Annotated in this window: 10 protein-coding genes and 3 tRNA genes; 7 read left to right on the top strand and 6 right to left on the bottom strand. The window is 68.2% G+C overall.

Features of this window, described 5'->3' with window-relative positions; genetic code table 11:
• Window positions 1–2,282, bottom strand: a 2,282-nt coding sequence (gene acnA / locus VAE46_RS05230; RefSeq protein ID WP_322795861.1) for an aconitate hydratase AcnA, incomplete at its 3' end; no start/stop codon positions are given.
• A 435-nt stretch (window positions 2,283–2,717) separates the two neighbouring features.
• Between acnA and VAE46_RS05225 the strand changes: the two genes are divergently transcribed.
• The 3 genes from VAE46_RS05225 to VAE46_RS05215 all read left to right on the top strand — a co-directional run bounded on the left by VAE46_RS05225 (window position 2,718) and on the right by VAE46_RS05215 (window position 5,369).
• Window positions 2,718–3,194 carry a zinc-ribbon domain containing protein gene (locus VAE46_RS05225; RefSeq protein WP_322795860.1) on the top strand — a complete coding sequence of 159 codons (477 nt, stop codon included), beginning with the start codon at window positions 2,718–2,720 and terminating at the stop codon, window positions 3,192–3,194.
• Between the two features lie 45 nt (window positions 3,195–3,239).
• Window positions 3,240–3,315, top strand: a tRNA-Ile gene (locus tag VAE46_RS05220).
• A gap of 134 nt (window positions 3,316–3,449) precedes the next feature.
• Complete coding sequence (locus tag VAE46_RS05215; protein WP_322795859.1) at window positions 3,450–5,369, top strand: NAD(P)/FAD-dependent oxidoreductase; 1,920 nt, start codon at window positions 3,450–3,452, stop codon at window positions 5,367–5,369.
• 42 nt (window positions 5,370–5,411) lie between these two features.
• On the opposite strand, the gene VAE46_RS05210 is transcribed toward VAE46_RS05215, so the two are convergent.
• The 5 genes from VAE46_RS05210 to VAE46_RS05190 are packed head-to-tail and all read right to left on the bottom strand — an operon-like array spanning window position 5,412 to window position 9,193.
• Window positions 5,412–7,121: a proline--tRNA ligase gene (locus VAE46_RS05210; protein WP_322795858.1), complete on the bottom strand. Its 1,710-nt coding sequence runs from the start codon at window positions 7,119–7,121 to the stop codon at window positions 5,412–5,414.
• 57 nt (window positions 7,122–7,178) lie between these two features.
• Complete coding sequence (gene dtd, locus VAE46_RS05205) at window positions 7,179–7,643, bottom strand: D-aminoacyl-tRNA deacylase (RefSeq protein ID WP_322795857.1); 465 nt, start codon at window positions 7,641–7,643, stop codon at window positions 7,179–7,181.
• Window positions 7,640–8,272 carry a helix-turn-helix domain-containing protein gene (locus VAE46_RS05200; protein ID WP_322795856.1) on the bottom strand — a complete coding sequence of 211 codons (633 nt, stop codon included), beginning with the start codon at window positions 8,270–8,272 and terminating at the stop codon, window positions 7,640–7,642. Before VAE46_RS05200 ends, dtd begins: the two co-directional genes overlap by 4 nt.
• A complete protein-coding gene (locus VAE46_RS05195; RefSeq protein WP_322795855.1) occupies window positions 8,265–8,864 on the bottom strand; it encodes a helix-turn-helix domain-containing protein in 600 nt (199 codons plus the stop codon). The genes VAE46_RS05200 and VAE46_RS05195 overlap by 8 nt, the downstream gene beginning before the upstream one ends.
• Before the next feature lie 47 nt (window positions 8,865–8,911).
• Window positions 8,912–9,193, bottom strand: a complete 282-nt coding sequence (locus tag VAE46_RS05190) for an FmdB family zinc ribbon protein (protein ID WP_322795854.1) — start codon at window positions 9,191–9,193, stop codon at window positions 8,912–8,914.
• A gap of 141 nt (window positions 9,194–9,334) precedes the next feature.
• Here VAE46_RS05190 and VAE46_RS05185 point away from each other — a divergent pair.
• From VAE46_RS05185 to VAE46_RS05170, 4 genes are all read left to right on the top strand, one after another.
• Window positions 9,335–9,422, top strand: a tRNA-Ser gene (locus VAE46_RS05185).
• Between the two features lie 54 nt (window positions 9,423–9,476).
• A tRNA-Pro gene (locus tag VAE46_RS05180) sits at window positions 9,477–9,553 on the top strand.
• 82 nt (window positions 9,554–9,635) lie between these two features.
• Window positions 9,636–10,076 (top strand): hypothetical protein, encoded by a 441-nt coding sequence (locus tag VAE46_RS05175; RefSeq protein ID WP_322795853.1) that lies wholly within the window; start codon window positions 9,636–9,638, stop codon window positions 10,074–10,076.
• A 53-nt stretch (window positions 10,077–10,129) separates the two neighbouring features.
• On the top strand, window positions 10,130–10,380 hold a 251-nt coding region (locus VAE46_RS05170; RefSeq protein ID WP_416223945.1), incomplete at its 3' end, for a beta-eliminating lyase-related protein.

Below are 10,380 nucleotides of genomic sequence, written 5' to 3'. Positions count from 1 at the left end.
TCTTCGCGGTACTTCACCGAGGCGTCGTAGATGGTCATCTCTTCGCCGTCGGGCAGGTGGCGGGTGACGCCGCCCTCGGTGCCTGGGGCAAGGAGGTTGCGGAGGCGGATGTTGGCGAAGGTCCCGCGGACCATGACATCATCGTGGCCGCGGCGGGCGCCGTACTGGTTGAAGTCTTCGCGGGCCACGCCCATCTCGCGCAGCCAGCGCCCGGCGGGGCTGTTCGGGCTGATGTTGCCGGCCGGCGAGATGTGGTCGGTGGTGACCGAATCGCCGACCATCACGAGCACGCGGGCGCCCTCGATGTCCCGCAGCGGGGGCGGTGTCATCGTCAGGCCGTCAAAGTAGGGCGCCTTCTTGATGTAGGTCGAACGAGGGTCCCACGCGAAGAGGTCGCCCGAGGGGGTCGGGAGGTTCCGCCAGCGTTCGTCGCCCTTGAAGACGTCGGCGTACTTGCGGCGGAACATCTCCGAGCGCACGGAGGTGCGGATGGCTGCCTCGACCTCCGCCTGCGAGGGCCAGATATCGGCGAGGAAGACGGGTTTGCCTTCCCGGTCGATCGCGATCGGCTCGGTGGCGAAGTCGATATCCATCCGCCCGGCGAGCGCGTAGGCCACGACGAGCGGCGGCGAGGCGAGGTAGTTCGCCCGGGTGTCCGGGTTGACGCGGCCCTCGAAGTTGCGGTTGCCCGAGAGGACAGCCACCGCAACGAGGTCGTTCTCGCGGATGGCATCGCTGATGCGGGGGTCGAGTGGGCCGGAGTTGCCGATGCAGGTGGTACAGCCGTAGCCGACGAGGGCGAAGCCAAGCTGCTCGAGGTAGGGCATGACTCCCGCCTCGGCGAGGTATTCGGTCACCACCTGCGAACCCGGGGCGAGGCTGGTTTTGACCCACGGCGGAGTGCCCAGGCCGCGTTCGACCGCCTTCCGCGCGAGGAGCCCGGCGCCAAGCATGACCTCGGGGTTGGAGGTGTTGGTGCAGCTGGTGATTGCGGCGATGACCACCGAGCCGTGGCGCAGCTCGAACGATGTGCCGTTCGAAACCGTCGCCGTTGTCCCCAGCTTTTCGGCGGGCACCATCTGCGCGAGGTTCTTCTCCCAGTCCTCCTTCGCCTTTGCGAGCGGCACCCGGTCCTGCGGCCGGCGCGGCCCGGCGATGGAAGGTTCGACATCGCCGAGGTCGAGCTCGAGGGTCTCGGCGAAGACGGGGTCCGGGGTGTCGTCGGTCCGGAAGAGGCCCTGCGCCTTGCAGTAGGCCTCGACCAGCCTGACGAGGTTCTCATCGCGCCCGGTGAAGCGAAGGTAGGCGAGGGTCTCCTCATCGACCGGGAAGAATCCCATGGTCGCGCCGTATTCCGGCGCCATATTGGCGATCGTCGCACGGGCGGCCAGCGGCAGGCCGGTGAGACCGGTGCCGTAAAACTCGACGAACTTCCCGACGACGCCTCGCTCCCGGAGCATCTGGGTCACGCGGAGGACGACATCGGTGCCGGTGGCGCCTTCGCGGAGGCGGCCGGTGAGGCGGAAGCCGACCACCTCGGGGATGAGCATCGCGACCGGCTGGCCGAGCATGGCGGCCTCGGCTTCGATGCCGCCGACGCCCCAGCCGAGCACGCCGAGCCCGTTCACCATGGTGGTGTGGGAGTCGGTGCCTACGAGGGTGTCGGGGTAGGCAACCGGTTCTCCTTCCTCTTCGCCCGTAAAGACGACCGAAGCGAGGTATTCGAGGTTGACCTGGTGCACGATGCCGGTGCCGGGCGGCACCACGCGGAAGTTGCGGAAGGCCTGCTGGCCCCAGCGGAGGAACTGGTAGCGCTCGCGGTTGCGTTCGAACTCGAGCTCGACGTTGCGCTCGAAGGCATCGCGCGCGCCGTAGTAGTCGACCTGCACCGAGTGATCAATTACGAGGTCGACGCGCTGGAGCGGGTTGATGCGGGCCGGGTCGCCGCCGAGGGCGACGATGGCGTCGCGCATGGAGGCGAGGTCGACCACGACCGGCACGCCGGTGAAGTCCTGGAGGAGGACGCGCGCCGGGGTGAAGGAGATTTCGCGGTCTTCGCCGGAGTTCGGCTTCCAGCCTGCGAGCGCCGCGATGTCATCGGCGGTGACGGCCCGACCATCTTCGAGGCGAAGCAGGTTTTCCAGCAGGATCTTGAGCGAGAAGGGGAGGCGGTCGACGCCGGGGAAGCCGCGGTCGCGGAGCGCCTGGAGGGAGTAGTAGGTGTAGGAGGTGCCGCCGACGTCGAGGCGGCTGCGTGAGCCAAAAGAGTTCGGATGCGCCATGCAGTCTTCCTTACCGGGGCCAGGGACCCCTGAATGTGCGTACTCGGACGGCCGATTGAGCGGGTTAGACTGCGGCGCGTGGCGGACCGGTGCCCATGTCCCAAGCCTCCTTCCACTCGTTGGTGGGGGTACTTGGGCCCTTTCCCGGGCGAACTGCCGGGGCGCCATCCTGCCGTGTTCCGCGACTTCTCCCGGCGGGGAGACCGTTGGGCCCGGAGCGGCACCGAATCAGATGGCCTATTCGAAGTATACGCCCGGGCGCGGCATGCGTCCCCTCTTTGGGCACGGAATCCTGCGCGGGGTGGTGACAGTGTCGAGGCGGTGCTGCTACGCTCATGGCGGTAACCAGGTTCCATCGGCCTCACGGAGAGGTCTTCCCCAGTCCAGTCGGCGCTCGATGACCGTAGGTTCCAGGAAATTCAGGAGGTCATCCGAGTGCCGTACACCGATAAGGTGCTCGCCTGCAGCGATTGCGGCGAATCGTTCACCTTCACTGCCGGGGAGCAGGAGTTCCACGCATCGAAGGGCTTCACGCAGGACCCGAGGCGCTGCCCGGCCTGCCGCCGGCTGCGCAAGGCGCAGCAGCCCGGGCAGGGGCAGTTCGAGGCGCGGCCGCCGCGGCAGCTGTTCGATGCGGTGTGCGCCTCGTGCGGGAAGGTCGCGAAGGTCCCGTTCGAACCCCGCGGCGACCGGCCGGTGTACTGCAGCGAATGCTTCCAGCCGCAGCCGAGGGGCCTCTCGAATGCGGCGCCGCGTTCCGGCGGGTTCGGCGGCAGGTCCGGCGGGCGAGAGCGGAGCGAGCGGGACAATTTCGGCGGCTACACGTACCCGGACTTCGAGCCTTACGACCGGGGCGGCCGCGGCGGGCGCAGCTGGAACGACCGCAAGGGCGGCAAGGGCCGCCGCTGGTAGAAGCCCGGGCGCTGCGGGCCGCGGGCGGTTGCTATGATGGGCCGGGGGCCCGTAGCTCAGCGGTGAGAGCAGTCGGCTCATAACCGATCGGTCCTGGGTTCGAATCCCGGCGGGCCCACCAGCTGCGCCGTTCCGCGCAGACTTCGTGCGAAAGGGCCGCGGCCCGGCCGATCTTGACGAGCGTATTCCTTCGCAACACGCTAACCTTCGCGCGGAAGCCGCCGCCTCCCCGGCGGCGCGAGAGGAGACAGCACCATGCCAATCACCCGACCCATCGAACCGCTGACCGGCACCGACGAGGAGCTGCGAAAGGCGCTGGAGGACGCCTTCCTGCCGGCCTTGCTGCCCGCGCTGGCGCAGGCCACCGGCGACTTCTCCATCCTGCGTGAATCGCTCCGCCCGCCCGGGGTGGCGCCCGGGGTCCAGCAGGGCGGCATGACGCCCGCGCAGCAGGAGGAGGCGCGCGCGGTCGCCTTCGAGGCGCTGAAGAAGCTGCGCGACGGCGAAATCCAGGCGGCCGAAATCCCCATTGAGGAGGCCCTGCTCAAGATTACAGCCTGGATGACCGGCTCTCCCGCCTCGGAGGACTACATCCCGCTGCTGCTGGAGGAGCTGGCGCCCGAAGGGCAGGACCCGCGCGCGCCGCGCTGGAGGAAGGACCCGTCAATCCCCTTCGAAGTGCTGATCATCGGGGCCGGCATGTCGGGCATCCTGGCCGGCATCCGCCTCAAGCAGGCGGGCATCCCGTTCACCATCATCGAGAAGAATCACGACATCGGCGGCACCTGGCTCGAGAACACGTACCCCGGTGCGCGGGTCGACGTTTCGAACGCGTTCTACAGCTACTCCTTCGCGCAGAAGATCGACTGGCCGACGCACTATTCGACGCAGCCGGTCCTGCTCGAGTACTTCCAGGAGTGCGCCCGCGAATTTGGCGTCCGGGAGCACGTCCAGTTCAACACCGAGGTGACGCTGCTCGAGTTCGACGAGGACGAGGCCCGCTGGAAGGTCCATGTCCGGCGCGCGGACGGCACAGAGGAGACGCTCACTGCGAATGCGGTGGTCAGCGCGGTGGGACAGCTGAATCGGCCGAAGTACCCGGATATCCCCGGCATGCAGTCGTTCGAGGGGCCGCAGTTCCATTCGGCGCGCTGGGACCACTCGGTGGATCTCACCGGCAAGCGCGTCGCGGTAATCGGCACGGGGGCCAGCGCCGCGCAGTTCATCCCCGAAGTGGCGAAGGTCGCCGGGGAAGTCACGATCTTCCAGCGTACCCCGAACTGGTACGTGCCGGTCCCGCATTACCACGATGAGGTCCCGGAGGGGCTGCGCTGGCTGTTCGCCCATGTGCCGCACTACGCCCACTGGTACCGCTTCTGGCTCTTCTGGAACACGACCGACGGGCTGCTGTCGGCGGCGAAGGTCGACCCCACCTGGCCCGATCGTTCGCGTTCGGTCGGGCCGGAGAACGAGAACCTGCGCATGCTGCTCGCGGCCTACCTGCAGATGCAGTTCGCCGACCGGCCCGACCTCCTGCCCAAGGTGATGCCGGATTACCCGCCGGCGGCCAAGCGGCTGATCCTCGACAACGGCATCTGGGCCCAGACGTTGAAGCGCCCGAATGTTCACCTGGTGACCGAGAAGATCCGCGAGATCACGCCGGCGGGGGTGGTCACGGCCGACGGGGTCGAGCACCGGGCGGATGTGATCATCTACGGGACCGGTTTCCAGGCGTCGAAGTTCCTGACCCCGATGCGCGTCATCGGCCGGGGCGGGAAGGACCTGCATCGCGAGTGGGACGGCGACGCGCGCGCCTACCTCGGCATCACTGTGCCGGGCTTCCCCAACTTCTTCATGCTGTATGGTCCGAACACGAACATCGTGGTCAACGGCAGCATCATCTACTTCTCGGAATGCGAAGTGCAGTACCTGATGGGCTGCCTGAAGATGCTCTTCGATCGCGGCCAGCGCGCGCTCGACGTCCGCAAGGAGGTGCACGATGCGTACAACGAGCGCATCGACCGCGGCAACCTGGAGCGCGTCTGGGGCGTGGCGACGGTCAACAGCTGGTACCGCAACGAAAAGGGACGCTCGGCCCAGAACTGGCCCTTCAACCTGATCGAGTACTGGCAGCAGACGCGGGAGCCGAACCCGGCCGACTACGAATTCATCTAGACCGGCGAGAGACCCACAGCGCGGGGGCGTTCGCGGCCGCGGTCAGCGGCCCAGCGCCCCCGCGCGCTCGTCCGCGACCAGCCGGGCGGCCTCCTCGATGGCCACCACCGAGGTTGCCCCGGTGCGGCGGTCACGCAGTTCGACCCCGCCGCGCTCCAGTGCGCGGGGGCTGACGGTGACCCGTTTTGGCATGCCGAGCAGGTCGGCATCCTTGAACTTGATGCCCGGCGAATCGTCGCGGTCGTCGATGAGCTGCTCGAGGCCCGCTGCCGCGAGTTCCGTTTCGAGGCGGGCGAGGGCGTCTGCGACGGCCGGGTCCTCGCCGCCAAGCACCACCACGTGGACATCGAACGGGGCGACTTCCCACGGCCAGGTGATACCGTCGGCATCGTGGTTGGCTTCGATGATGGCGGCGAGCATGCGTTCGACGCCGATTCCGTAGCAGCCCATCACGCAGGGCCTGCGCTCGCCGCGCTCGTCGAGGTAGTAGACGCCCATCTTCTCGGAGTAGAGCGTCCCGAGCTTGAAGACGTGCCCCATTTCGATGCCACGACGCATGGCCAGGGCGGCTCCGCAGCGGCGGCAGGCATCGCCTTCCCGCGCGAGCGCGATCTCGGCGACGAGGGTGGCGTTCCAGTCCCGCCCGTGGTTGGTGTTCTTGAGGTGGTAGTCGGGCTCGTTGGCGCCGGCCACGAGGTTGACGCCTTCGACGGCGGAGGGGTCGGCCACGACGGTCATCCCCTCGATGCCAACGGGCGACGCGCTGCCAGCAACGAGTCCGAGCCGTTTCACCGTCTCCTCGTCCATCGGTTCGATGTCGGTGGCGTGGAGTGCGTTCTTGAGCTTGACCTCGTTGACCTCGAGGTCGCCGCGGATTGCGACGAACACGGGCTGTCCATCGGCGCGGTAGAACACCGCCTTGAGGGTCTGGCGCGGCTCCACGCCGAGGAAGGCGGCAACTTCGGCGATGGTGCGCTGCCCGGGGGTATGGACCTTCTCCACGGGAAGCGGATCGGCCGGGATGGGGGGTGGCGGGGTGAACTCGGCCTTTTCGGCGTTGGCGGCGTAGTTGCAGCCGGGGCAGAGGAGGATGGTGTCTTCGCCGCTCTCCGTGAGGAAGATGAACTCCTGGCTGTCCTTGCCGCCAATGGCACCGGAATCGGCTGCGACCGGGAGAACGGGCACCCCCGCCCGGCGGAAGATGCGCTCGTAGGCGGCGAACGCGGCGTCGTACGAGGCATCCAGCGTGTCCCAGTCGGTATCGAAGCTGTAGGCGTCCTTCATGGTGAACTCGCGCAGGCGGATGAGCCCGCCCCGGGGGCGCGGTTCGTCGCGGAATTTGGTCTGGATTTGGTAGAGCGTGACCGGGAGGTCGCGGTAGCTCTGGATCGCGCGCGAGGCGAGGTAGGAGATGACCTCCTCGTGCGTTGGGCCGAGCGCGAAGGTGCGCTCCTTGCGGTCGATCAGGCGGAACAGGGTGGGGCCCATCAGTGCCGCGCGCCCGCTCTGCTCCCAGAGCTCGATGGGATGGAGCGCCGGCAGGTGGACTTCCTGGGCGCCCGAGCGGTTCATCTCTTCGCGGATGATCGCCTCGATTTTGCGGACGACGCGCCAGCCGAGCGGCGTGAAGCAGTAGAGGCCGGCGGCCAGCGGCACCACGAGGCCGGCCCGGAGCAGGAGGCGGTGGCTCGCCAGCTCGGCCTCCGAGGGGACCTCCCGGAGAGTTTTGACGAGCATCTGGCGCATGCGCATGGCAGCCTCCGCGGCGACGAGGATGGGGAGAACGTTGCGGGGGAGGTGCGCCTCCGGTCAAGCGCGGCGCGGGCGTTCGAGGTCGTCCGTGTCGAGGATGAGCGTGACCGGTCCGTCGTTGACCAGCTCCACCAGCATCTCGGCGCCGAATTCGCCGCTCTCGCAGGGCACCCCGGTTTCCCGCAGGGCGGTGACGAACGCGTCGAACAGCGGGCGCGCCAGCTCCGGCGGCGCCGCGCGCTCCCACGAGGGCCGGTTGCCGCGGCGGAGGTCGCCGTAGAGGGTGAACTGGCTGACGCAGAGGAAGGCGCCGCCCGCGGCAGCGGCATCGAGGTTCATGCGGCCCTCGGCGTCATCGAAGATGCGGAGCGCGGCAACCTTGCGCGCGAGCCTCGCCGCGTGCCCGGCGGTATCCTCCCGGGCGACGCCCACGAGGACGACGGCGCCTCGCCCGATGGAGCCGATCACGCGCCCGTGAACCGAGACCTGCGCGCGGGTGACGCGCTGGACGACCGCTCTCACCGTGCCGGCGCGGGGTCGCTGAGGATGTCGGGGGGCAGGATGCGCAGGACCGCATCGGCGACGCGCTGCTGCCAGGCGGGGTCGCAGACCGCCTCCGGGTAGCGCTCGCCCGTTTCGATCTCGATGCGAATGAGAAAGCCGGTGATCGTGGCCATTACCAGGTCGACCACGTCGCCCGCGCGGGCACCGGCGACGGGTTCGAAATGGCGCAGGAGTGCACGTCGCCAGCGTGCCCTGGACTCGCTGCGGAGCGCCCAGGCGGTTTCGTCGCCGTTGAGGGTCTCGTTGAGCACAAGGCGGAGGTAGAGAAAGTTTTCGGCAGAAAGCCCCATGGTGCTGGCCACGAGCTCGCGGACGGTTGCGGCCGAGAGGGGACCTTCTGGCCCAGGAGGGGGAAAATGACCGTCAGGGGCCTCCTTCCAGAGCGCCTCGAGGAGGTGCCGCTTCGACGGGAAGTAGTAAAAGATACCGGCATCGGAAAGGCCGCAGCGGCGGGCAATCGTTTTGACGGTCGTTCGGTCGAACCCCTCACGGGCGAAGCACTCGAGGGCGGCCCGGAGGATGCGGGCACGGACGGATTCCGCAGGTTCTGGGAGCGCGGAGTTTTCGGCGACCGTGTCGCTATCCACAGGCCCGCTCCTGGAGGGCGCGTTCAATGGCAACCCGGACCCGCTCCCGATACAGCGGCTGCTGGAGCACCTCTTCGGCCTTCTCCCCGTAGGAAAGAATGGCGTCCCAGAGGATGCCCGAGAGCGTGTGGAACAGGAGGTCGGCCGCCGCCTCGGCGTCGACGGCGAGGCCTGCCCCTGCGACGAGGGCGCGCACTTCTTCCCGGTAGGACGCTTCGCCATCGCGAAAGTAGGCGAGCGCTTCGGGGTCGCCGAGCAGCTGTTGGCGCAGGAGGACGCGCACGAGCGCGATGTTCTGGGCCCACCACGCGAACAGTGCTTCGAGGCGGGCGGCCACGTCCTCCCGGGTGCGCGCGGGCGGCCGCGGGCCGTAGGCGGGCTCGACCATGAGGGCGCGGAGAAGGTCGTACTTGCCGGGGAAGTGGTAGTAGACTGCCGGGTCGGTGACGCCGGCCGAACGGGCGATCATGCGGACGGAGGTGGCGTCGAAGCCGTACCGGGCGAAGAGGTCACGCGCGCAATCGAGAATTCGCTGGCGTGTGCTGCCCGCACCCGCTCCTCCTGCGTGGCCTGCCGCGCGCTCGCGCCCCATGCGGCGGAGTATACGGGTGCCCTTACCGCCGGGGTAGGCGTCCCGGGTCAGGAGGCCGCTGCAGCTTCGCCGGTCGAGGTTTCGCTGCCGCTGGAGGAGTCGGAGTCGGAACCGCTGTCAGAGCTCGAATCGGAGAAGGCCGATTGCTTGTTGCGGCTATCGGTGATGTACCAGCCGGTGCCCTTGAAGACGATGGGGGGAGCGTGGAGGACGCGCTTGGCTGTGCCCTTGCCGCATTCTTCGCAGGTGTGGGTGGTGGGCGCATCGAAGCCCTGGCGAAGCTCGTACGTCGCGCTGCAGGCCGGGCAGTGGTATTCGTAGGTAGGCAACGGAGCACCTCGCCATGCTGGGGATCGGTGGTACGGATGCTGATTCAATCTTTCCCGTCTTAGCACTCAAGTGTCAAGAGTGCTAAGACGGGCCGGGGAGGGGGCATTCGTCGGTTGGGCGATGGACCGTACAATCGTCCCGGAGAGGTGCCCGAGTGGTTTAAGGGAACCGTCTTGAAAACGGTCGTGGGGAAACCCACCGTGGGTTCGAATCCCACCCTCTCCGCCACCGTGAAACTGGCGCCCCGCGGCCCGGCCGCGGCAGCCTGTTTCCTGCACGCCGCGGGGTGTAGCTCAGCCTGGCAGAGCGCTTGGTTTGGGACCAAGAGGTCCCGCGTTCGAATCGCGGCACCCCGACCAATCTCTCCCTCCCTGTCGTTTTGCCCGGCGGCCGGGCGTGCCCTAGCATGGGCATATCCAGTGCCTGCCCTGGCGGGGCCCCATGAGTGACGAATTCGGCGTCGACCTGGACGAGGTGTTCCGGGTCATCGATACCGCGGAAGTCCTGGTTGTGCGCTTCCATTTCATCGATCGCCGCCTGCTGGTCGATTTCCGCACGCGGCCGGGGGTCGAGCCGCTGGTCCGGGTGGTACCCCGCGCGGAGTCGGTGGAGGACCGTTTCCGCTCCATCAAGCGGCTGCGGCCGGAGTTTCCGCTCCCGGAGCGGGTGCTCAGCTTCCACTGGCCGCGGTCCGTGCCTGTGCTGCTGGCCAGCGGCGCGTGGCAGCGGCTTGTCGATCGGGCATCAGCGCTCGGTTCCGATGAGACGACCGATGCCTGCGCGCGGGCGCTCGAGGAGTTGATGGCGCTCGAGCGCAAGGAAGTAGTGGCCGCCATCCGGGGCGCAGCGAGCTACCAGACGCTCTGGGAGCGCCGGGGGTGACGTCCCGGGTCATCGACCTTCGCAGCGACACGGTGACGAAGCCCTCGCCCGCGATGCGGGCCGCTATGGCAGCTGCGGAAGTGGGCGATGACGTGTTCGGGGATGACCCGACTGTCAATCGGCTCGAGCTGAAGGCCGCTGAGCTCATGGGCAAAGAGGCGGCGCTGTTCGTGCCGAGCGGCACGATGGCGAACCTCGTCGCGCTCCTGACGCACACGAGCCCGGGCGATGAGGTCATCCTCGGCGACCAGTCGCACATCTTCCAGTACGAAGTCGGCGGTGTGGCGCGGATTGCCGGGCTCGT

Source organism: Tepidiforma sp. (genome assembly GCF_034433535.1).
GTDB lineage: Bacteria > Chloroflexota > Dehalococcoidia > Tepidiformales > Tepidiformaceae > Tepidiforma.
Note: the sequence above shows the minus strand (reverse complement) of the source record. Positions and strands in the feature narration are given on the sequence as shown.